The following is a 22,948-nucleotide window of genomic DNA, read 5'->3' on the forward strand; positions in this document are numbered from 1 at the left end:
CATTTAGTTTAAAAAATAAATAAGGGGGAATAGGAAATTGAGATTGGAACGCTTTGCTTCAAAAGAAGATTTATACGCTCGTGCAGTAGACATTATCGTGAATACTAAAAATGAGGGCGCTACAACGTTCGGTCTAGCTACAGGTGGTACAATGGAACCGTTATACAGTAAAATTTGTGAGACTGATATCGATTTTACGAATTGTATTAGCTTTAATCTAGATGAATACGTTGGACTAAGTGCTAAACATGAACAAAGTTACGCATATTATATGAACAAACATTTATTTCACAACAAACCATTTAAAGAATCATATTTACCAAATGGTTTAACTGATCATCCAACAGCGGAAACGGCAAACTATGAATCATTATTACAGCAGCATCCATTAGATTTTCAATTGCTTGGTATCGGACAAAACGGTCATATCGGTTTCAATGAACCAGGCACGTCATTTGATTCGTTGACACATCTTGTAACGCTTGAAGAATCAACACGTCAAGCGAATGCACGTTTCTTTGATTCGATTGATGACGTTCCAACCCAAGCATTTACGATGGGCATTCAATCGATCATGCGCGCTAAATGCATTTTGTTAATCGCTATTGGAGAAACAAAACGTGATGTAGTAGAACGTGTGCTTGCGTCTGAATATACAGAAGATGTCCCGGCAAGTGTATTAACAAAACATCCTAATGTCATTATATTAACAGATTTACAAAAAGAGGAGAATGAACAATGAAAACAAAACAATTTACAGTAATAGACCCATTAGGTATTCACGCACGTCCAGCTAGCCAGTTAGTAGCAGCAGCAACACCATTTGCTTCTTCTGTCGAGTTACAGACAGAACAAAGAACAGCCAATTTAAAATCAATTTTAGGCGTTATGGGATTAGCCCTAAAACAAGGTTCAATATTTACATTAAACATAGAGGGGGAGGATGAAGAACAAGCGTTTACTGCATTAACAAAATTAATTACAGAAACGGGGCTAGCACAATGATCCAACTCAAAGGTATTGCCGCATCTGACGGCATTGCCATTGCAAAAGCATATTGTTTAGTACAACCGGACTTATCGTTTGCGAAAACAACTATTCAGGATATTGATGCAGAGCAGCAACGTTTAGCGGCCGCGCTTGATAAAACAGCAGAAGAGTTAGCTGCTATTCAGCAGCTAACACATGAAAAGCTAGGTACAGAAGAAGCAGCCATTTTTGGTGCACATCTACTTGTCGTAAAAGATCCAGAATTAATTGGACCGATCAAACAAAAAATTGCTGAAGAAGCTGTGAATGCTGAATATGCATTGAATGAAGTTTCGACGATGTTTGTATCATTATTTGAAGGTATGGATAACGAATATATGAGTGAACGTGCTGCAGATATAAAAGACGTATCAAACCGCGTTTTAGCGCATCTACTCGGTGTACATATTCCAAATCCAAGCAATATTAATGAACAGGTGATTGTTGTAGCAACTGATTTAACACCTTCTGAGACAGCACAATTGGACCGTAACTTTGTACTTGGTTTTACAACGGATATTGGTGGTCGTACATCTCACTCTGCCATTATGGCACGTTCACTAGAAATTCCAGCCGTTGTAGGGACAGGTACAGCAACTGAGTCTATTCAAGATGGTGATTTATTAATCGTGGATGGTTTAACAGGTGAAGTACTTGTAAACCCAACAGAAGATGTGGTTGCAACCTATCGAAAAAAAGCAGAAGACTTTACTGCTCAACAAGCAGAATGGGCAATATTACTAAACGAAAAAACGGTTTCTAAAGATGGCGTTCAAGTTGAACTAGCTGCTAACATTGGGTCACCGAATGATTTAGAGGGTGTTCTACGTCACGGTGGTGAAGGAATCGGTTTATATCGTACAGAATTTTTATATATGGGACGAGACAACTTACCATCTGAGGAAGAACAATTTACTGCCTATAAAACGGTCTTAGAAGGAATGGAAGGTAAAGCGGTTGTCATCCGTACACTTGATATTGGTGGAGATAAAAATTTACCCTATTTACCACTCCAAGATGAAATGAATCCGTTCCTCGGCCATCGCGCGATTCGTCTATGTTTAGATTATCAAGACATTTTCCGTACACAATTGCGCGCATTATTACGTGCATCCAATTATGGTAACCTAAAAATTATGTTCCCTATGATTGCCACATTGCAAGAATTCCGTGACGCGAAAGGGATTCTTTTAGAAGAAAAGGAAAACCTACTTGCACAAGGCGTAGCTGTTAGTGAGCAGATTGAAATCGGCATTATGGTTGAAATTCCATCGACGGCAGTGATGGCAGATATTTTTGCGAAAGAAGTGGACTTCTTCTCGATTGGTACAAATGATTTAATCCAATATACGATGGCAGCGGATCGTATGAACGAAAAAGTATCTTATTTATATCAACCTTATAATCCGGCTATTTTACGTTTGGTTAAAATAGTCATTGATGCAGCACACAAAGAAGAGAAGTGGGCCGGTATGTGTGGCGAAATGGCAGGGGATGAATATGCTGTACCCCTCTTACTTGGTTTAGGTCTAGATGAATTTTCAATGAGTGCAACATCCATTTTAAAAACACGTTCCTTAATTAAAAATTTATCTGTAGCGGATATGCAAGCATTAGCATCAGAAGCGTTACAATTAGCAACATCCGATGAAGTATTAGATAAAGTGAAGCAAGCTGTTAACTAATCGTTTAAAAACAATGAGACAACATAATAAGTAGTTGAAGATACAAGGAATTGAGGATCTTCAACTGCTTTTTTATTGTACAATTTCCGTAAATGTTTGGTATGAACAATCGCCAGTTTTTAGAAAATGTTTCAAGATGTAAATAGAATTCGATATAATGAATGAAAAACTAGAGAGGCCTATTTATGGAAACAGAATGGTTACGAACTTTTATTGTTGCTGCGAAAACAGAAAATTTTCGTGAAACGGCAGAACAACGTTTTATTACACAATCAACAGTTTCTAAGCATATTCAACACCTAGAAAAAGACCTACAAACAATGCTTTTTGATAGACAGGGGAAGCATGTGAAGTTAAATTATATTGGTGCTCACTTCCTTCAACATGCCGAGAAAATGATGGCAACGATCGATGAAGGTTTACAAAATACAGTTTCCTTCTTGAATAGTTTCACGTCCCAGTTAACAATTGGTGTTTCACCACAAATTGCTAATTCTACATTGCCAGTCATCATTCATGCATTTCAGCAGCAAAATCCTTCTATTCAATTATCAATCGAACTGTTAAAGTCCAATGAAATCGGGGAAGCGGTACATGCAGGCAAAGTAGATATCGGTTTGTCAAAATTAACATCGACACGTGACATTGGCACGGTCCTACTCGCACAGGAACCGCTTCAATTGATTACTCCGATATCCAAAAGGGCGACAGATTCAAGGACTCTTTTACAAGAGGAAACTATATTAACGCATGAATATGCACCGTACTGGGAGGACATACAACAAGTATTACAGCAATTTCCAAGCTATAAAAGTATGAATATTAATCAAACAGAGGTTATAAAAAACTTTGTTAAGCAAGGATTAGGAATTGCCTTTTTACCAAAGAGTGTCATTGAGGCTGAATCTCACCAGCAATTGCTTCAAAGCTATTCGTTAAAGGAATGTGCCCATATCGTTTCGAATACCTATTTTTTAACGAAATATGTATCAGCGGATATTGAGGCGTTCTTAGCAGTTTGTCATCTGATATACAAAGACGTAGTTAATAACTAGAGGTACTAAATCTGTGACTTACTATAAAAAATAGAAGGTGTTTCTAGATGTATAATTTAATGTCGAAAATAAGCCAAATCATTAGTGGACCTATTACGGTATTTTTAAACTCGTATGAACATTCCCCATTCATTATTGCGATTCTTCTTGGATTAATAGGTGCTTTAGCTCCTTGTCAATTAACGGGGAATATGAGTGCTATCACTTTTTATGGAAATCGAACATTGCAAATGAAAAACAATTGGCAAGAAATTGCTTTTTTTGTATTAGGGAAAGTCGTCGTATTTAGTTTAATAGGTTTCTTTGCTTGGTTATTCGGTCAGTCCTTTGAAACTGAGATGACTAAGTATTTTCCTATTTTTCGTAAAGCGATTGGTCCGATCATGCTCATAACAGGACTCGTGCTAATTGGAATATTAAAATTGAAATTTCTAAATCGAATTCCTCAGTATATTCCGTCTGTTTTAAAAGAGGGGAAATTGGGCTCCTTTCTGATGGGTGCTAGTTTTTCCATAGCCTTTTGCCCTACGATGTTTGTGCTATTTTTCGTGTGGTTAATGCCAACAGTTGTAACTTCCTCGTATGGTGTAGTTTTGCCTGCCATTTTTGGTATAGCAACCTCTGTGCCACTACTAGTGATGCTGGGGCTTATTCATTTTTTTGACGCAAAAAGATTCATTATGCGTACAAGCATGAAAATGGGAAGAGTGATTCAAATCTTAGCGGGTGTTATGCTGATTATTATAGGCGTAGCAGATACGATTACATACTGGGGATTGAATTAAAGAGGAAGAAGCAAGAAAGGGTAGTTTATTTAAACATAATAGCGATATCTACTTTCAAAATTTCGCCTATCTCCTATTATAATAAACAATCGCTTATAAATGGTTGTACAGGAGAAAGGCGAAATTTTTTGATTTCATTCATGGTAACGTGCTTTTATGTATAATAGTGCAGATAGTGCAAATTTTCTTTTAAACATATACAGAAAGAGTGAAAAAAATGATTGGTGCAACATTATTATTTATCCTCGCAGGAATTGGCGAAATTGGGGGCGGCTATTTAATTTGGCTTTGGTTAAGAGAAGGTAAACCATTTTATTGGGGAATTATAGGCGGGATTGCGTTGGCTTTATATGGAGTTGTCGCAACTTTTCAGACCTTCCCAACGTTTGGAAGAGTATACGCAGCCTATGGAGGTGTCTTTATTGTCCTTTCCATTTTGTGGGGCTGGGGAATCGACGGGAAAAAACCAGACATCTTGGATTTCGTTGGAGCAGGCATTTGTTTGATTGGTGTTTTGGTGATTTTAATACCTCGTTCATGATAGGTAGAATGTTATTTTTATGAACCTTCACAATTTGAGTAAAATCATCATTGTGAAGAGTGTCGATTGTATTTAGAAGTGATGGAGCAGACAACAAATGATATTCTGCCAGAAGAAGTAATGATAGCAAAAGCGCCTTTTAAAAGAATTAATAAAAAGCGTCGTATTCAAGTCTTAATTTCCATTTTGCTTACTTTTATTATGACAATTATAGGTTCTCTAGTTGTTCAAGAAGTGGATGCTGTACATCAAATCTTTTTTCCGATGAGTACGGCTACTGTCAATTTAACGGATAATAAGGAAGAATGGAATACATTATATTTTAATGACGAAGATTATTTAAAGTTCGATAGTATTTTTGGGGACAAGGAAGTCGTTAATCATGCAAATAGTAATGGTAATGTAATTCTAAGAATCAAAGATGTAGATGGTCATGTTGTGGTTGATGAAATTGAGATATCACCAGGAAAAAGCATAAAATTGGATGGACTAAAGATTCATATAAAATATTCTTTTGAAATTAAGGCTAAAAAAGGTCAATATTTAATTAATATAGTTTGAAAACTAGAAGTCTGCTAAGAGTACTAAGTAAAACCACTAAATTCTCAAAATGATATGGAAGAACGTATATTACCAAATGAAAATCTACGTTCTTAGACAAATGGAATGTTCGTTAGAAATTACGAAATGCAGTCTGGAATTTCAAACAAACAAATATAAAGAAAGGCTGTTTTCGTATAGATTGTTGCTCTCTTGAAAATACTGAATATAATGCATTTTCAGGAGGCGTTCAATAATGTGGAGATATGTATATGAAGCAGTCGGAGAATTAGGAAAAGCAGATCAACTAGCCTTATTTAAGGCAATGAAACAAGATCTATATCCAAAAGAAGAAAATAAAATGGAAGAATTACTTCCTAAGATCAAGGAGTCTCGCTTTTCGTCTGGTTTAGGTTGTCTTCATTGTGGAAGTACTGCCGTAAAACGTAATGGTACATATCGTTCTAGACAAAGATATTTATGTAAGGATTGTGGAAAAACATTTAATGATATGACAAATACGCCTTTTTCAGGTTCGCGTTATCCGGAAAAATGGATTGAATACATTAAAATGATGATAAACGGTGTTACATTACCGAAGATTTCAGACTCTTTAAAAATTCATATATCTACCGCATTTTATTGGAGACATAAGATTTTAAACGCTTTAGGAAGTCACGGCTTCAACCAATTATCTGGCATAATTGAAAGTGATGAGACTTTCTTTCGTGAATCTTTAAAAGGTCGTAGATTTACACATCGTAAACCAAAAAAACGAGGAATTTCAAATCAGAAAATTGCTGTAGTTGTAGCACAAGATCGAAATAACAATATTATTGCGAGGATGGCGGGTAGAGGTCGTGTAAAAGCAGAAGAAATTGATGGGGTTATCGGGAATTATATAGCCCATTCTTCTTTGTTATGCACTGATACCGCTACCAATTATAAAAAAATTGCAGCAGCAAAAAATCTTAAACACGAAACAGTTAATCTTAATCAAAATCAACGAGTAAAAAAAGGGATATTCCACATACAACACGTTAATAACTTCCATCGCCGTTTGAAAGGATGGATGGAACGATTTCAGGGAGTTGGTACGTATTATTTGGATAGTTACCTTTACTGGTATTGTTGGCTTGAGTTACATAAAAACTTGGCATTTGAAAATCAGGTAGAGCAAATGCTTATTTCAACTTGTCAAAAATCTAACTATTTCACAATTGAAGCAATAAGAAAAGGCAAAGAGCACCATTTATCAGATGCTTTTTAAGCGGATTCAGTGGTTTACTGTTATTCAATTAGCGAAGTAAAAAGAGGTTTTTGCTGAATTAATATAGTTAATTTGATAAAAAATGGAACTTCTTCATTGTTTCTCCTTATGAATATAATATACAATATATATGCGTGTGTTTTTATACTACTAGATTTTTTGTAAGTAAAAGTGTGGGGTGGTTAATTGAATTTTATTACTTGGTCAATTATTGCAGCAGAAATTGGTTTTTGGATTGTTATAATACTCGGTCTTACTTTACGTTATGTTTATAACTATAAAAAAACGGGATCGTTCTTTTTACTTCTAACACCCGTGATTGACTTGTTTCTGTTAATCGTAACTGCTATGGATCTATTAAAGGGTGAAGATGCAACTACGTCTCACGCAATTGCTGCCATCTATTTAGGTGTGTCGATTGCTTTTGGAAAGAGTATCGTTCGTTGGGCTGATGAAAGGTTCTTATACTACATAAAAAAAGAGGGAACAAAACCTGAAAAAAAGACTGGTTTCGCATTTGCTCGTAATTCTTTGAAAGGGTCTTTTCAGCATTTATTTGCATATATCATCGGAGCAGGATTTTTATTAATATTGATATACCTAGTAAATGATGCGGACCGTAGCTCTAAACTTTTTGAAACACTAAAAGTATGGTCTTTAGTACTGGGAATTGATTTTATCATATCTATTTCATATTTCATTTGGCCACGAGGAAAATAGTTATTTTACATAGAAGTAAGTAAAATATTTTAAAAATAATGAATTTTTTTCTTCAACTAACCAGAGGAGGATAACATATTCTCAATAATAGCTAGCCAGCGCAGTAGTACTGGCTCAGACCTTTCAAAATACAAAGATTTTAATATCATAAAAGAATGAAGGATGAATTAGTCCATAGTATGAACGAGAAGCAAACCAGTGGATATTATAAAAAATCAAATAATTGCTTTTCATGCAGAGAAGCATTAATAAAAAATGCCCTAATTTGTTAAAAAATAACAAGTTAAGGCATTTTTTATTTCCACAGTATAGATAAAGTAGACATCCTTCATTTTAAGACATAGTACCATTTATTGTTAAAATAATTGTTATCACCGACACAGCCGAATAAAGTGATACGATTCCCCATCCAAATATTCGATTCCACCAGGAGTTAGCGTGTTCTCCCATAATCTTGCGATTGTTGGTAAGCATAACTAAAAAGATAAGATCAGGAACAAACAGCATAATTGCAAAAATTTGAGTAAAGACAGCCATCATACTTAATGGTAAACCAGGGATTAATATAACCACTGCTCCTATTAATAGACAGCCAAAATAGAGGCCATAGAACTTTGGTGCTTCCGATATTTTATGGTTTTGACTTCTTTTCCAACCAAAGGCTCCGGCAACAGTATAGGCTGAGGAAAAGGAGATTGTAATGGCAGCAAGCCAGCCGGCATTGAATAACCCTAAAGCAAATAAAACGCTACCTAAGTGGCCGGTAACCGGCACGAAAGCGGAAATCAACTCAGCCGGATTCGAATCATCGAGATTAGCCACCTGTCCTACGAGTGCAGCACCGCAAATCATTACGGCAGCCGCAAAGATTGGCTGCAACAGGGAACCAAGTGCAATGTCGATACGTCCTAATCGTAAATCTTTGCGTGTTAGCCCTTTATCCAGGGTTGTGTTGTTGTTGTAATATAACATAAATGGAGCGATGGCATTTCCGATTGTTGCCAAGATAAACACCAACATTCCATCTGAGTGTAGATTCCATGATATACTAGGCCAACTAGAAAATACTTTACCAATTTCAGCAGGATCGGGATGAGATAGAAAGGCAACAATGATAAATACGACATTGATTATCCCGACAAATATCCCTAATCGCTCTTTTGACCAATATCCCATAAAAAACATAACAAAACAGACAAAGGCTAAACTGATGAGATCACTTATCCATAGTGGCAGCCCTATTAGTGTCAGCCCAGCAGTCATTCCTATAAACTCAGTTACAATGTACATCAAGTTTGCCAGCGCTAATGCCGCCACGCTGGTATAGTGCCAAAACGACCCAAAATGTCGTTGAAGCAATTGCCTATACTCGGTTTTGGTTACTGCCCCTAGACGCATAGACATCTCCTGCATGCTATAGTCTATCGGTGCGAGCAGAAACAGCAAAGGAAGAAAAAAGCTAATGCCAAACGTGGCTCCTGTCATCGTATAACTGATCATACCTCCAGCATCATTGTTGGATAGTGAAGAGATAATACCTGGCCCTAAAAGTGCCCAAAAAAGCCATAGCTTTTTTTTAAATCCTGACCTGCCTTTTGTTACCCTCTCTTGAAAGGATATATTTTCGTCCGATGTTATTTCTTTTGAAGAAACTGAATGTAAATCTCTTTCACTCATTGCTTTTTCACTCCCCTTTTGATTTTATATATCCGCATTCTATTCTCAAGTGTTGAAAAAGTTGCATGGCCACAAAACTTTTTGTTGATAGAAACTCAATAAATGTTGTCATTTATTCAACAAAAGTTTAAATAAGTGAAACCTTAAATCAACAGTTAAGATAGCATATATAAACTATAGGGAGATGGTGATTGAAGGCAGTAGAATATGTACATGGATGTTTTTATCCTGTTGTTAACCCTGCCCGTCGGAACGAAAATCAACCTCTTGTTATGTTGATGAGCCAATATTTTTCTAAGCTTTTGCTTTATTAATTCGCACACTTTATTGTGTTACCAAGATATTGTTGTTTTTAGATATTTAGGCAACATTTGTCAACATGAATAATATGATATAAGAAAAAAGGGGTGTGGTGAGTGAATTGGTTAATCATTTTGGCTTTTACTTTTTCATCCAGTATCGATAATTTAGGTGTCGGGCTATCTTACGGGATTCGAAAGATAAATGTTAGATTTGATAAAAATATATTAATCTCGATCATTTGTTTTCTTATGAGTATGGGAGGCATTACATTTGGTGTATGGATGTCAAAAATTCTTCCAGGTATACTTCCTGTGGTCATCGGAGCGTTTTTATTATTTATCATCGGCATTCGGATTATTCTTTTGGCTAAACCACGGAAACAAGAAACTTCAATAGTGAATAGTAAAGAAATGCAGTCCTATAAAAATGTTCAAGATATTTTAAGAAATCCCGAGGAAGCTCAATTCAAGTCTGGGGAAATTGGATGGGGAGAAGCTGTACTTCTCGGCATTGCCTTATCGGCGAATGCACTTACGAATGGGGTAGGTGCAGGTTTACTCGGTCTTTCGCCGCTTGTCATCTCGATACTTGCTGCAATTGGGAGTTTTATTACGGTTTGGTTAGGTGTCAATTTAGGAAGTAAAGTAGCGGATGTTCGGATCGGCACATTCACTGTAGGGCAGTTTGGAACAATTATTAGTGGAGTAATGTTGTTAATAATTGCTTTTGCTGCTTTCTTCTAAACTAAAACGTTGACAAAATGTCAACGTAATTATACACTTCTTGAGAATGATAATTTCATTTAGACGACTACTTTAGTCACGTTAGTCACTGTAAGAAGGGAGAATCGACAATGGCTGAACAGAGAAACAGTAATACACTTGGTTTATTGCTGAGAGAGTTATTGAAAGAACGTTCATTATCTATGCGGAAGTTTAGTGAACTCACTGGAATCGATACAGCTACGATCTCACGGTTAATAAATGATAAGAGAAAAGCGACGCCACAACATTTAGAAAAATTTGCTGATTGCCTTGAAGTTCCTTTAATCAATCTTTTTGAAGCAGCAGGATACCCGATTGAACAGAAGCAAGAAGAGTCAGATTCAGATGATATTCATACGTCTGTTGACGCAATACAAGCTCTTCTTAAGTCTTCAAATGTTTACGATGATCAATTTTCGGTATCAAATGTTGAACAGAAACTAGAAAGCTATGGATTATATGCGCAAACAGAAGAAGGTAAAAATACGATTCTTAAGGATTTTGATAAAAAAATTAAGAGTGTAGGAAGCGTAGGCCCATTTATAAGCCAATTAAAAGATCTATATGAGAAATTCACATCGGGGAAAGGAACACTTTTTGAACTAACCTTAATTGGAAGTACATTATTATATTTTATTATTCCAGTAGATGTTATACCGGATTATTTATTTCCTATTGGTTATTTAGACGATGCAATAGCTGTACAACTTACTACAAAGGCGTTACTAAAAAAAATAACTTCGAGTTAAATGATAGGTGGATTGATTTATGAAAAGAAGCAAAAAGAGCCGTAAATGGCTAAGAAATTTGTTCTTAGCATTCGCATTAGTAATCGTAGCAGGGATTATTTATGGGGTTTATCAATACAATAGCGGATTAGCTATGGCAGACGATGGTCATATAAAAGAAAACGAAAAGGCGTTTGACCCATTTGAAGGTGCGGATGTGCAATTTGGTCAGATTAATGTGCTATTAATAGGAAGTGACGCTAGAGACGAGGATGGTAGATCGGATAGTTTAATGATTGCACACTATGATCAAAAAACAAATGATGTCAAACTTGTTTCGATTATGAGGGATACGTATGTCGACATCCCAGATCACGGAATGAATAAAATAAATGCTGCTTTTGCTTTTGGGGGTCCTGAACTTGTAAGGAAAACAATTAAGCAAAATTTTGATATTGATGTAAATTACTACGCTCTTGTTGATTTTAAAGGTTTCCCTAAAATAGTAGATCTTTTAGCACCGGATGGGATTGAGGTTGATATTCCTTATGAAATGTCCCATGGAATTGGTATGACATTACATCCTGGGGAACAAGTTTTACATGGTAACGAGTTATTAGGTTATGTACGATTCCGCCATGATCGTTTAAGTGATTTTGGGCGAGTGGAACGCCAGCAAGAGGTTTTGGGTAAGGTGAAAGAACAAATCGGTGTTTCAAGCTTAATGAATTTACCAAAAATTCTTGGCGTTGCAGATTCCTACATTGATACAAATGTTGATAATAAAACAATCCTTACAATTGCAAAAGGGATGGTAGATGGAAAATCTAAAGGTATTGATACTTTACGAATTCCTGTTGCAGATGCTTATGAAGACAAACGTGTCGATGTAGGTGACGTCTTGGATATTGACTTAGATAAGAACAAACAGGCATTAGAAGACTTTTTATCATCAAAGGATAATGGAAAAAATGACTAAGATACTTGATGAGACAAAAGGAAAAATAATTAAATAGTTAGCAAGGCAATGTACAAAAAAATTAGAGTATGTTTTGAACAATTCTTTCAAAACATACTCTTTTTGCTGTTTTACATGCCAATCTTATATTGGATATTTTTCCTATTTGCAAATTACATTACCATCAGGTTCGTGAATATTCTCATATAAATTGATGCAAGCAAGTCCGTTAAACTTCCTCCAAATTTTGAAATAAAATAGAAAGGGAAAACGTCAATTTAGCATTAGTTTCGATGAACCTTATCATAAGTAAGTAATGGGCTCTTATGTCTTGTAGTTAAAGTAACGAAAGATTATTTAGCAATAGGAACAACCGTTAATTTCATTTTTTGATTATTTGGATTTAATTCATATTGTTCCCCAGACTTTGTAGTAATTGTTGCTGCTTCGCCTGTGTACTTTTCATCCATGTAGGCGAAGACAAAATCCTTAGTTTCAATAGAAATCATTTCACCAGGTTTACCTTCGACTAAATGTTGTAAACTGTATCCTGCTGTACTATATATAAAAACAGCAATGGCTGGAGAATCATTGACCTTTAAAGCAAAAACAGTTAATCCATCTCCATTAAACCAAAAATCTTTTTTTGTAATGACAGATATACTTTTAGCGAGTGTATATTCTTCAAAAAGGTGAAATTCGATCACCCTCCATAGATTTTCTTGTGAAGGGTATTCCTCTTTTGTCCATGTAAAGACTTGCGTAACTTTTCCATGTTTATCAACTCTAAGATCGACGCCAATTTGTGGTGTTTCCGTTGCATGCACACTAAACTGACCAACTGTATAGTCAGGCTCAAAGTGCTTAGGCGTTACCGAAAATTGTTGATTACAAATAAGTTTCTAATTGAATATATCTTTCTGCATGAGTTTTGATTTTTAAAGTAGGATAGTAAGCAATATAGCTTATATAACTGATAACCAGCAGAATAGTAATAGCTAATACGCTTTTTTTTCGTTTTCTAAAAATGAAAGCGATTAGTAAAATAATGCTAAATAGAGTAAGAGCAATCACGCTAAAATAAATTAATTCAGCTGGTGTCAATTTCATACCCCCTCGAATAAAGTGATTACTTTTAGCATAGCAGAGGAAATTAAGATAAAACACATAAATTCGTTAAATATCTTTTTAAACCTGCTGATTTGGTTAATTGAAGGTATAATGAACTCTTCTATAGTTTTTCTTTTTATCTTATCTACTAATTTAAAGGGGAAGATAGAAAAAGGTAGCTGACGAATTCATCAGCTACCCATCTTATTTTTCAAGTTTCGTTAATGTTTTACCGCTCCAACCAAAGATAATCGTCAAAATTGGTCCTAGTAGACAGAAGAAGGTAAATGGTAGGTAAGTTGTTGTTGGGATATCTAGTACACTAGCAATGAAAATACCACAAACACTCCACGGGACAAGAGGATTGACTACAGTACCTGAGTCCTCCATAACACGAGATAAATTTTTAGGGGCCAGCCCTACCTTCTCAAATTGTGCTTTAAATGCTTCACCTGTAAGTAGGATGGATAAATATTGCTCACCAATTAATGTGTTAACACCAATCCCCGTAATGGCAGCTCCTGTAATAACAGAGCCAGCACTTTTAAAGAGGCTCTCTACCTTCGATAAAATACTTTGAATAATGCCGAGCGTAAATAATAGACCGCCCATTGTTAATGCTAATAAGACTAAGGCAATTGTAAATAACATACTGTTCATACCACCGCGACTCAGTAATGCATCCACGTCTTTATTCCCCGTAGAAGATACATAGCCTTCAAAAAGGATTTTAAAGACATTTGTTAGTGCAATCGGTTCTTGTATGTAGGCAAGTCCAACACCAATAATTGAGACGACTGCGAGTGTGATAAGTGCAGGTGCTTTATAAAAAGTCATAATAACAAGAACAACAATTGGCAATAATGTATACCAATGAATAAGTCCAGTTGACAGTAAGCCCTCTTTAAATTGCTCAACTGTATCAAAAGAAGTATTTGCTTCTGTTGGCGATAAAATTGAATAAAGGACAAATGAGATCAGGAAAGCTGGAATCGTTGTCCAACCCATATTTTTAATATGCTCGAAAAGATCTACACCAACCGTACCAGATGCAAGATTTGTTGTATCCGAAAGGGGAGACATTTTATCTCCAAAGAAAGCTCCAGAAACAATCGCACCAGCCGTTATCGCTAAAGAAATGTCCATTGCACCAGCGATCCCCATAAAAGCAACGCCCACAGTTGCTACAGTAGTTAAAGAACTACCAACAGAAACACCAACGATACTACAAATCAAAAATACGATGGCAAAGAAAAAGCTTGGTGAAACTGTTAAAAAGCCATAGTAGATAAGTGTTGGAATTGTGCCGCCCATAATCCAGCTCGAAATTAAAATACCAATAAAGAAGAAAATAAAAACTGCTCCAAGTCCAGCACTTGCACCTGCAACCATCCCAGCTTCAAGCTCACGAAACGGAATTTTTTTTAGTAATCCATAAGCAATTAAAAGTGAAATGACAAGAAAAATAGGTATATGGGGTGTTGCTTTTAAATGCCCAATACTGTATGCCATCGTGGCAATAATTAAAAGTATAATAAAGCTTGCCTCGATAAATCGAGGGTTACTCTTTGCTGCAATTCGAAACATGCTAATCCTCCTAATAGTTACTTCTCCGCTTCAACGCGGTGAAGCCTAAAAGAATTATAGCACGCTAATAAATTTTGTCAATTGGCTAATAAACTTCGATAATAAAATTGGTAGTATTTTATTTAATGGATGCTGAAATAATCCCATGCATTTTTGACAATTAATGTACAAGTCATGATGATAAAAATAATACGCATCATTTTTGTCCCACGTTTCAGGGCAAATTTCGAACCCATGATTGCACCGAAAATCATGACGAAACCCATAGGTAAACCGTATAAAAAATTTACCTTTCCTAATAGTAAAAACATAGCAAGTGCGGCTAGGTTCGATGTGAAATTAAAGGCTTTTGCATTACCTGCAGCTTGCAAGAAATCATTTCCCATCATTAATAAAATAAAAATGAAAAAAGAACCAGTGCCAGGTCCGAAGAAACCATCGTAAAAGCCAACAGCGGCAAAAGCGCCAATAAAGGCTATTTTCTTCACAGTACTTAATGTCCGTTCTTCAGGTTGTTGTCCCCAATCTTTTTTGAAAATTGTATAAGAGGTAACAAGGACGAGCATAACAAGCATTAGAGGCTTTAAAATAGCTGGTGAAACAAGATGCACGGTGTATGCACCGATAAATGAACCAATAAAAATAAAAGGCATTATTTTCTTATTCTTATTAATATCAACCTTGCCAGCTCGTAAAAAAGTTAACATGCTAGTCCCATTGCTAATTGTATTTGCGAGTTTGTTTGTGGCAATTGCTGTACTTGGGGGTAAACCAACAGCCATAAGCGCAGGTAATGAAATTAATCCTCCGCCACCGACAATCGCATTTAAAAAGGATGCGATAAAGCCAAGTACTAAAAGTATTATAAGTGATAGTAAATCGATGTCCATATGTATGATACTCAACCCTCTTTAATGCATATTGTGTAAGTTACACTTTTCTTATAACAGTACTGCGAATTGTAATAAATGACAATGGAGGAATGTAAATATCGTTTACAATCCCTTAACATTGATAACGATAAAAACATAAAAGGAAAAAAAGTTTTTTCAAGTATTTTTATAAAAATGAAAGAAAAAACGGTGATTTTTAAGAAAAATCGATAATTTTTGTTATCGAGTTTCCAACGTTTTCAACTTGGAAAAGCACCTAAAAAAAATTGTGGCAAATTTTATATTACATTTTTGTAAATTCAACTATTTTATGTTTAAAAATCTGTAGAATTATGTGAAAGTTTTGTTATGATGATTGCAGAAATCGACAATATTCATTCAACAGGAGGAACATGATGTTCAACTCAAACAAGCAAGATCCATTTTTTAAGGCATTGTTAAACATTTCTAAAAACGTTAAAGAAGGTATTTATTACGCTCATAACGCACGTATTGAAAATATAGATTCACTAAAAGAAATCGCAGACACAATGAAGCAATATGAAACAAGTGGAGATAAATTGATTCACGAGCTTATCGTCATGCTCAATAAATCATTTATGACACCTATCGAGCGTGAAGATATTTTATCACTTGCCAATAAATTAGATGATGTTATTGATGGAATGGAAGGCTGTATTGCTCATTTTGACATGTACAATTTAACAGAAGTGACAGACCCTATGCGCCAATTCTTAACATATATTGCGAAAAGTACAGATGAAATGGTCCAAGCAATGGAGCTATTAAATAGTAAAAAGCTTGTTGAAATGCGTAAACATGCTATTCAAATTAAGGACTATGAGCGTGAATGTGATGAAATTTTCCGCTCTTCGATGAAGCAATTATTTATTCAAGAAAAAGATCCGATGCGCATCATCGTCTTCAAGAGTATCTATGAACAATTTGAAGATATTGCAGACTACTGTCAAACTGTAGCAAATACAATTGAAACAATAATTATGCGTAACGCGTAAGATGGAGAGTACGAAATGGATACAATATTACTGATAACAATATTAGTCGTTATGTTCGCGCTTGTGTTCGATTTTATTAACGGCTTCCATGATACAGCCAACGCGATCGCAACTTCTGTATCAACAAGGGCATTGAAGCCACGTACAGCAATCTATATGGCTGCGATTATGAATTTCATCGGAGCTATAACATTCGTTGGGGTAGCAAAAGCATTAACAAAGGATATTGTTGACCCGTTCAGCTTAAATACTTTTACTGGAGATACTACAGGTTCTGTCGTTATTTTAGCGGCATTATTATCAGCGATCACATGGAATTTAGTAACGTGGTACTTTGGAATTCCATCTAGTTCATCGCATACATTGATCGGTTCTGTGGCAGGTGCTGCAATCGCGGCAGCCGGCTTTAATGTGCTGAACTACAGTGGCTTTATAAAAATCCTTCAAGCGCTTATTTTCTCACCATTACTTGCGTTTGCAGCTGGTTTCTTAATGATGTCTTTATTTAAAGTACTATTTAAGGATATGAATTTATATCGAACGAATAAAGGCTTCCGGACAATGCAAATTGGTACAGCAGCTTTACAATCATTTACTCACGGTACAAACGATGCGCAAAAAGCGATGGGGATTATTACACTAGCTTTAATTGCAGGAGGCTTGCATCACACAGACGATATTCCTTTCTGGGTACGTTTTGCGGCAGCATGTGCGATGGGTCTTGGTACTTCTGTAGGTGGTTATAAAATCATCAAAACAGTCGGCGGCAAGATTATGAAAATCCGTCCAGTAAACGGGGTAGCAGCAGACCTTGCTTCTGCATCCATCATCTTCGGTGCGACATTAATTCACTTACCAGTATCTACAACACATGTTATTTCTTCATCTATTATGGGTGTAGGAACAGCACATCGTGTAAAAGGTGTTAAATGGGGCATGGCACGTAAAATTGTGACGACATGGGTAATCACGATGCCAATTTCCGCAGTCATGGCTGCAACTATTTACTTTATCTTAAGTTTATTTTTCTAACATAATGAGGGAATGCACAAATTACGTGCATTCCTTTTTTTATTTGATTAATTGGATAGGTAGAGCGACGGAAAGGCTGAGCAGAGCGACGGATAGAAAAAGCAAAGCGACGGAAAGAACGCCTGAAACGACGGAAAGAAATGAAGGAGACGGATTGCTCAGTGACGAAAAGCCAAATCTATGGTAATTATAAAGAAAGTGTAAAGTCCAGAAAAAATGTCTTTTTACATAGTAAGGTTAGTACAGGAGGAAAACAGATGAGAGAAAAGCTATTACTGATTGAGGATGATACGGCGATAGGACGTATTGTGAAGGATACGCTTGAGCAAGAGGGTTACCAAATTACTTGGGCAACAACAGGACTTGAAGGGCTAGCTGATTTTCAAGCAGATACGTTCGATTTAGTGTTAGTCGATTGGATGTTACCGGAGATGGATGGTCTTACGGTTTGCCAAAATATTCGGTGGGAAAGTGATGTTCCTATTTTAATGATGAGTGCGCGTAAGGAAGAGGCAGATAAGGTTGAGGGCTTGCAGGGCGCTGACGATTATATAGCGAAACCGTTTAGCTTAGAGGAGTTAAAGGCACGTGTAGCCTCACACTTACGTCGCTGGAAACGTTATACGAAAAAAGAAATAACAGAAGATGTAACATCCTTTGCTCATGGTTTAAAAATTGATTGGCAAAAGGAAACAGTGCGGCTTGATGATAAAGAGCTTGCCTTAACACAGAAGGAATTCGCTCTATTAAAACTACTTGCGAAAAATCCAAGCCAAACTTTTTCAAAAGAAGAGCTATACCAGCATATTTGGCAACAGGCAAGCGTAGATGAAACACATACAGTCACAGTACATATAAAGGCACTACGAGAAAAGCTAAAAGACCCAGTAAAATCACCGTATTACATACAAACCGTATGGGGCAAGGGTTACCGCTTTATCGGTGAACTATTATGAAGATTAAAACATGGTTACTCATCACTTTTTTCATCGTGATGGTTTTACCGATAACAGGTGCTTATAGCCTTTATGTGTGGATTAATGCCTATTATCAAGATAAAAACGGAGTTGCTGAGTATTTCGAAAAATTAACAGAGCTTAATCAGGTGAAATCTGTTCTCGAAAATCCTATGTATTATACAAAAAATGCGGATATCAAAGATATTGAAGCACTAACGAATGATCATCTTGCAATTACACTTTATTCGAAATCAGGCTTGTTTTTGTATTCCTCAAATCCATTGAAATCGGTGTCAGGGATTGATTCTAAAGATAGTGTTTTTAAAGGTTTATATGAGCTAAAGCAAAATTACAATGCCTTTACTTATAAAGAGCCGGTTTATCAAGATGGAGAATTGTTTGGGGTTTATGAGATTCAATTAGTGAGGACGGATTGGGTAAAAGGCGTAGAAAATCGTTCTTGGCTTGTAATAGCAAGCTCTATATTATTATTTCTCCTTATTTATTTTGCAGTTATGATGCTACTTAACCGTAGATTAAATCGACCGTTACATGAACTGATGCGGCAAATGCGTGCTTTTGCAAAGGGGGAGCATGTGGAATCCAATTTAGTGGCAAGAAAAGATGAAATTGGGGAACTTGCTCAAACCTTTCTTGCCATGCAGGACGAAATTGAAATGGCTCGTACTCACTTAAAAGCTGAACAACAGCAAAAGGAGCTAATGATAGCAAGTATTTCCCATGATTTGAAAACACCCCTTACAGCTATTCAAGCATATGCTGAGTCTTTACAAAGCAAGACATTATCAGAAGAACAGCAAGAAGAGTACCGACAAATTATTTTAACAAAGTCTGAAACGATGAAGCATATGTTTGAGGATTTATTGATGTACACTTTACTGCAATCGACAAGCTATCATTTAGAACTTGTTGCAGTAGATGGGGCAGAGTATTTTGAAATGGCACTGTCTGATTATGAGCAACTATGTAAGGATCAAGGTTTTTTGCTTGAAGTTACTTGTGACATAGAGGGTATGTTTGCAGTGCATCCGAAGCAGCTTCAACGAGTGATCGACAATTTAATGAGTAATGCTTGGCGCTATGGAGCAGTAGGTACAACGATAGGTTTAGCAGCCGTGAATGCTGGGCAGTGTCCTATAGGGTGCTTTGATATTGTATCGAAAGCATTAATAAAGCAGGATGGTATGTATATCATTGTGCAAAATAGCGGGCAAGGTGTAAAAAAAGAGGATATCGAGAAGTTATTCGAGCCCATGTACCAAGCAGATACAGCACGAACAAAGGCTGGGGAGCGCGGCACTGGACTAGGATTAAATATAGCAAAACAAATAATAGAAAAACACGGTGGGTCAGTAGAGCTTGTATCTAAAGAAGGCTATGGAACAGCTGCACTTTGCTGGTTGCCACCATTTAAAGGAGAGATTTCATAATGAATTGGAAAAAATCATTACGTGCAGCGGGTTTAGTGGCCGCACTAACATTTAGCTTAGTAGGTTGTAATACAGAGGGGTCATATTCACCCCAGGAAATTATTGATCAAGCATTACAGGAAACGAAAGAACCACTTACTTATTATGGTGAATACAAAATGGATATGGGTGAGATTGGTGGAAAAGCTCAAGTCAAGGAGTGGACTAAAGATGGTAAAAGACGTATTGAGATGACAGCTGAAAATGGTGAGCATATCATCACAGTCAACAATGGCTCACAAATCATTATATATGATGTTGTAAAAAACACTGTTCATAAAATGGATTTAGGCGAAGGTGGTTTCGATGGTTTCCAATCACCAAGAGATCAGGCAGAATCATTATTTAATCTAGTAAAGGATACACATGATGTGAAGATTGCAGGAGAAGAGAAGATTGCTGGAAGAGATACGTATAAAATTGTAGCAAAAGCCAAAAAAGATAATACTTTAATAGGGGATATAGAAGTATGGGTCGATAAAAAAACATGGGTAACGTTAAAAACAATAACAAATAGTGCTGGAAATAAAATGACATCAGAGTATACGAAACTGGATGACAGTGCAAAAATTGATGATGCACAATTTACAATTGATATTCCAAAGGATGCAAAAGTGGAAGAAATAAGTGTACCTGAACCTGAATCAGTGACATTGGATACAGTGAAAGAACAGCTTGGCGAATTTTTAATGGTGCCAGAAGGAAATGGATTAACTTTGGAGGGTATTTCATTAGATAAAGGGATAGAAGATCGTTCAGAGTATACCTTTAATTATTCAAAGAATGGTCAGAAAGAAATTTCAGTAACAGTTTTTAAAGCAAATAGTAATGCCAATAAGGAAGAGTCTGTTTTAGGTGAAAAAGAAATGGACATCCGTGGCCAAAAAGGTACTGTAATGGACGAGAAAAAATTCCGTTATATTGGCTGGCAGGAAAATGGCTATCAATATGGCATTATGATTGGAAATTCTGATCTAACAATCGAAAACCTGGTAGCCTATGCAAAACAAATGGCCATCGTTAAATGAGGTGAGTTTTATGAAGAGAAATGAATTAATAAAATGTCTCGCATTGTTTCTATTTAGCACAGTTTTTTTATACGGTGTAGGTGAAACATATGGCGTTCCATGGCTGCAATTTCATTTCTTAGGACAATACAATGATGAAGGTTTTTATTTCAGTTTTAGTTCTTTAACCCCTATACTTGGTGGCTTACTAATTGTTGCGTTATATGAAACGAAGATTAAACGACTTATTTAATATGAGGAAATCCACTTTGAAAAAAGAGTGGATTTTCTTTTTTGTCTTGATTGTGTGAAGTCAATAAAGTTATTTAATATTGAAGTCTAAAATAAGCATTAGTCCGCAAATGTGACGGATGCGATTCAAAAGCTCATACAAAAATCTAAGGGTACTCCGTTTTCTACTTGTTCAACAAACGGGCCATTTAACGGAATAAATCTAACCATTTCCTTAAGAAACGGTTAGATTTACGAGAGAAAGTTTATTCACTCGTATTTCTTTAAAACAATAGCCGCATTATGACCACCGAAACCGAATGAGTTAGACAGACCCGTATTTATCTTCACTTGGCGAGCAATAGACGGTACATAATCAAGATCACATAATGGATCAGGATTTTCTAAGTTAATTGTTGGAGGAATTATACCTTCCTTTAAACTTAGTGCTAAAGCAATTGCTTCAACACCGCCTGCTGCCCCAAACATATGACCGAGCATAGATTTATTAGCTGTTACTGGAATCTGATAAGCATGTTTACCAAACAGCTGCTTAATAGCCATCGTTTCGGAGATGTCTCCCACTTTTGTACTTGTTGCATGGGCACTAATAACATCAATTTCTTCAGGCGATATATTTGCATTTTTTATAGCTGATTTCATTGCAAGGTAGGCCCCTTTACCTTCCGGATGCGTAGCTACGATATGGTGTGCGTCTGAACTTGCACCATATCCAATGACTTCTGCATAAATCTTTGCCTCTCTACGTAAAGCATGAGATAAAGATTCTAAGATTAGAATTCCAGCTCCTTCTGACATAACAAATCCATCTCGATTTTCATCAAATGGACGACTAGCTTTAGTGGGATCATCGTTTCTTTTTGATAATGCTGTAGCATTACCAAAGCTTGCTATTGATAAGTCTGTTATAGCTGCCTCTGTTCCACCTGCGAACACAACGTCAACTTCTCCAGAACGAATTAGTCTAAAGGCTTCACCAATAGCTGTATTTCCAATTGCACAAGCAGAAACGGGCGACAAAGAAGGTCCCATTGCGTTCCACTTGATACTAATTTGTGCTGCAGCAGCATTAGAAATCATGGCAGGCACTAAAGTCGGGCTAACTCTTCTAGGCCCCTTCTGTCTAAGCACATCAATATTTTCAATCAAGGTTTCAATTCCCCCAATACCTGAACCTACATATACGCCTAACCTTTCTACATCTATACAATCGAGGTCTAACTTAGAATCTACCCAAGCTTGTTCAGCTGCAGCCAAAGCAAATTGAGAAAAACGATCCAAACGTCTAGCTTCGTTCTTTCCTAAAATTTCATCTGCATCAAATTCTTGAACAATACCTGCAAATTTTGTCTTATGGTTAGTAATATCAAATGTATCGATAGTGGATATACCAGATTCCCCATTAATCAAATTATTCCAAAATGTTTGGATGTTGTTTCCTAAAGGAGACACTATCCCCATACCAGTAATCACAACTCTTTCCACTTTCATACCTCCAAATAAATGATTTACTTGTATTTTATATCTATTTTATCCTATTACAAGTT

Annotated in this window: 24 protein-coding genes; 18 read left to right on the plus strand and 6 right to left on the minus strand. The window is 36.2% G+C overall.

Translation table 11 applies throughout. The annotated features are described in order from the left end of the window. Positions 1-37 precede the first annotated feature (37 nt). From ACIQLB_RS07660 to ACIQLB_RS07700, 9 genes are all read left to right on the plus strand, one after another. Positions 38-742 (plus strand): glucosamine-6-phosphate deaminase, encoded by a 705-nt coding sequence (locus ACIQLB_RS07660; RefSeq protein ID WP_400723288.1) that lies wholly within the window; start codon positions 38-40, stop codon positions 740-742. Beyond that, entirely contained in the window at positions 739-1,005 is a 267-nt protein-coding gene (locus ACIQLB_RS07665) for an HPr family phosphocarrier protein (protein ID WP_400723291.1), read from the plus strand. Before ACIQLB_RS07660 ends, ACIQLB_RS07665 begins: the two co-directional genes overlap by 4 nt. Continuing rightward, positions 1,002-2,714 (plus strand): phosphoenolpyruvate--protein phosphotransferase, encoded by a 1,713-nt coding sequence (gene ptsP, locus ACIQLB_RS07670; protein WP_400723294.1) that lies wholly within the window; start codon positions 1,002-1,004, stop codon positions 2,712-2,714. Before ACIQLB_RS07665 ends, ptsP begins: the two co-directional genes overlap by 4 nt. Positions 2,715-2,899: 185 nt before the next feature. Next, positions 2,900-3,769, plus strand: coding sequence for a LysR family transcriptional regulator (locus ACIQLB_RS07675; RefSeq protein WP_400723297.1), 870 nt, complete (start codon positions 2,900-2,902; stop codon positions 3,767-3,769). Between the two features lie 47 nt (positions 3,770-3,816). Continuing rightward, on the plus strand, positions 3,817-4,554 hold the full coding sequence (locus ACIQLB_RS07680) for an urease accessory protein UreH domain-containing protein (protein ID WP_400723299.1): 738 nt from the start codon (positions 3,817-3,819) through the stop codon (positions 4,552-4,554). 217 nt (positions 4,555-4,771) lie between these two features. Further along, positions 4,772-5,095 (plus strand): YnfA family protein, encoded by a 324-nt coding sequence (locus ACIQLB_RS07685; protein ID WP_053593001.1) that lies wholly within the window; start codon positions 4,772-4,774, stop codon positions 5,093-5,095. Between the two features lie 66 nt (positions 5,096-5,161). Beyond that, entirely contained in the window at positions 5,162-5,656 is a 495-nt protein-coding gene (locus ACIQLB_RS07690; protein ID WP_400723302.1) for a hypothetical protein, read from the plus strand. A 235-nt stretch (positions 5,657-5,891) separates the two neighbouring features. After that, the gene (locus ACIQLB_RS07695) at positions 5,892-6,905 is read left to right on the plus strand and encodes an IS1595 family transposase (protein ID WP_400723305.1); all 1,014 of its coding nucleotides are present in this window, start codon (positions 5,892-5,894) and stop codon (positions 6,903-6,905) included. A gap of 186 nt (positions 6,906-7,091) precedes the next feature. Next, positions 7,092-7,625: a hypothetical protein gene (locus tag ACIQLB_RS07700; RefSeq protein WP_400723308.1), complete on the plus strand. Its 534-nt coding sequence runs from the start codon at positions 7,092-7,094 to the stop codon at positions 7,623-7,625. Positions 7,626-7,958: 333 nt separating this feature from the next. On the opposite strand, the gene ACIQLB_RS07705 is transcribed toward ACIQLB_RS07700, so the two are convergent. Further along, a complete protein-coding gene (locus tag ACIQLB_RS07705; RefSeq protein WP_400723311.1) occupies positions 7,959-9,302 on the minus strand; it encodes an NRAMP family divalent metal transporter in 1,344 nt (447 codons plus the stop codon). 416 nt (positions 9,303-9,718) lie between these two features. On the opposite strand from ACIQLB_RS07705, the gene ytaF reads away from it, so the two are divergent. From ytaF to ACIQLB_RS07720, 3 genes are all read left to right on the plus strand, one after another. Continuing rightward, complete coding sequence (gene ytaF / locus ACIQLB_RS07710) at positions 9,719-10,348, plus strand: sporulation membrane protein YtaF (protein ID WP_400723314.1); 630 nt, start codon at positions 9,719-9,721, stop codon at positions 10,346-10,348. Between the two features lie 110 nt (positions 10,349-10,458). After that, on the plus strand, positions 10,459-11,118 hold the full coding sequence (locus ACIQLB_RS07715) for a DUF1232 domain-containing protein (protein ID WP_400723317.1): 660 nt from the start codon (positions 10,459-10,461) through the stop codon (positions 11,116-11,118). Positions 11,119-11,137: 19 nt separating this feature from the next. Beyond that, positions 11,138-12,076 (plus strand): LCP family protein, encoded by a 939-nt coding sequence (locus ACIQLB_RS07720; RefSeq protein WP_400723320.1) that lies wholly within the window; start codon positions 11,138-11,140, stop codon positions 12,074-12,076. Between the two features lie 332 nt (positions 12,077-12,408). Here the strand turns inward: ACIQLB_RS07720 and ACIQLB_RS07725 are convergent, their stop codons facing one another. The 4 genes from ACIQLB_RS07725 to ACIQLB_RS07740 form a co-directional block, all read right to left on the minus strand. Next, positions 12,409-12,882 (minus strand): hypothetical protein, encoded by a 474-nt coding sequence (locus ACIQLB_RS07725; RefSeq protein ID WP_400723323.1) that lies wholly within the window; start codon positions 12,880-12,882, stop codon positions 12,409-12,411. A gap of 61 nt (positions 12,883-12,943) precedes the next feature. Then, entirely contained in the window at positions 12,944-13,159 is a 216-nt protein-coding gene (locus tag ACIQLB_RS07730; protein ID WP_400723326.1) for a hypothetical protein, read from the minus strand. Positions 13,160-13,369: 210 nt separating this feature from the next. Continuing rightward, entirely contained in the window at positions 13,370-14,752 is a 1,383-nt protein-coding gene (gene nhaC / locus ACIQLB_RS07735) for a Na+/H+ antiporter NhaC (RefSeq protein WP_400723329.1), read from the minus strand. A gap of 122 nt (positions 14,753-14,874) precedes the next feature. Next, the gene (locus ACIQLB_RS07740) at positions 14,875-15,642 is read right to left on the minus strand and encodes a sulfite exporter TauE/SafE family protein (protein WP_400724041.1); all 768 of its coding nucleotides are present in this window, start codon (positions 15,640-15,642) and stop codon (positions 14,875-14,877) included. Between the two features lie 398 nt (positions 15,643-16,040). On the opposite strand from ACIQLB_RS07740, the gene ACIQLB_RS07745 reads away from it, so the two are divergent. The 6 genes from ACIQLB_RS07745 (at position 16,041) to ACIQLB_RS07770 (ending at position 21,402) form a co-directional block, all read left to right on the plus strand. Continuing rightward, the gene (locus ACIQLB_RS07745) at positions 16,041-16,661 is read left to right on the plus strand and encodes a DUF47 domain-containing protein (protein ID WP_400723332.1); all 621 of its coding nucleotides are present in this window, start codon (positions 16,041-16,043) and stop codon (positions 16,659-16,661) included. 15 nt (positions 16,662-16,676) lie between these two features. Further along, positions 16,677-17,693 (plus strand): inorganic phosphate transporter, encoded by a 1,017-nt coding sequence (locus ACIQLB_RS07750; RefSeq protein WP_400723335.1) that lies wholly within the window; start codon positions 16,677-16,679, stop codon positions 17,691-17,693. A 257-nt stretch (positions 17,694-17,950) separates the two neighbouring features. Next, a complete protein-coding gene (locus tag ACIQLB_RS07755) occupies positions 17,951-18,649 on the plus strand; it encodes a response regulator transcription factor (RefSeq protein ID WP_400723338.1) in 699 nt (232 codons plus the stop codon). Beyond that, complete coding sequence (locus ACIQLB_RS07760; protein WP_400723341.1) at positions 18,646-20,103, plus strand: HAMP domain-containing sensor histidine kinase; 1,458 nt, start codon at positions 18,646-18,648, stop codon at positions 20,101-20,103. The genes ACIQLB_RS07755 and ACIQLB_RS07760 overlap by 4 nt, the downstream gene beginning before the upstream one ends. Beyond that, positions 20,103-21,170: a LolA family protein gene (locus ACIQLB_RS07765; RefSeq protein ID WP_400723344.1), complete on the plus strand. Its 1,068-nt coding sequence runs from the start codon at positions 20,103-20,105 to the stop codon at positions 21,168-21,170. Before ACIQLB_RS07760 ends, ACIQLB_RS07765 begins: the two co-directional genes overlap by 1 nt. Before the next feature lie 10 nt (positions 21,171-21,180). After that, the gene (locus ACIQLB_RS07770; protein ID WP_400723347.1) at positions 21,181-21,402 is read left to right on the plus strand and encodes a hypothetical protein; all 222 of its coding nucleotides are present in this window, start codon (positions 21,181-21,183) and stop codon (positions 21,400-21,402) included. Between the two features lie 248 nt (positions 21,403-21,650). Here ACIQLB_RS07770 and fabF read toward each other — a convergent pair whose 3' ends face one another. Continuing rightward, on the minus strand, positions 21,651-22,886 hold the full coding sequence (gene fabF, locus ACIQLB_RS07775; protein WP_400723349.1) for a beta-ketoacyl-ACP synthase II: 1,236 nt from the start codon (positions 22,884-22,886) through the stop codon (positions 21,651-21,653). Between the last annotated feature and the right edge of the window lie 62 nt (positions 22,887-22,948).

The organism is Lysinibacillus sp. NPDC092081, from assembly GCF_044755845.1.
Taxonomy (GTDB): domain Bacteria; phylum Bacillota; class Bacilli; order Bacillales_A; family Planococcaceae; genus Lysinibacillus.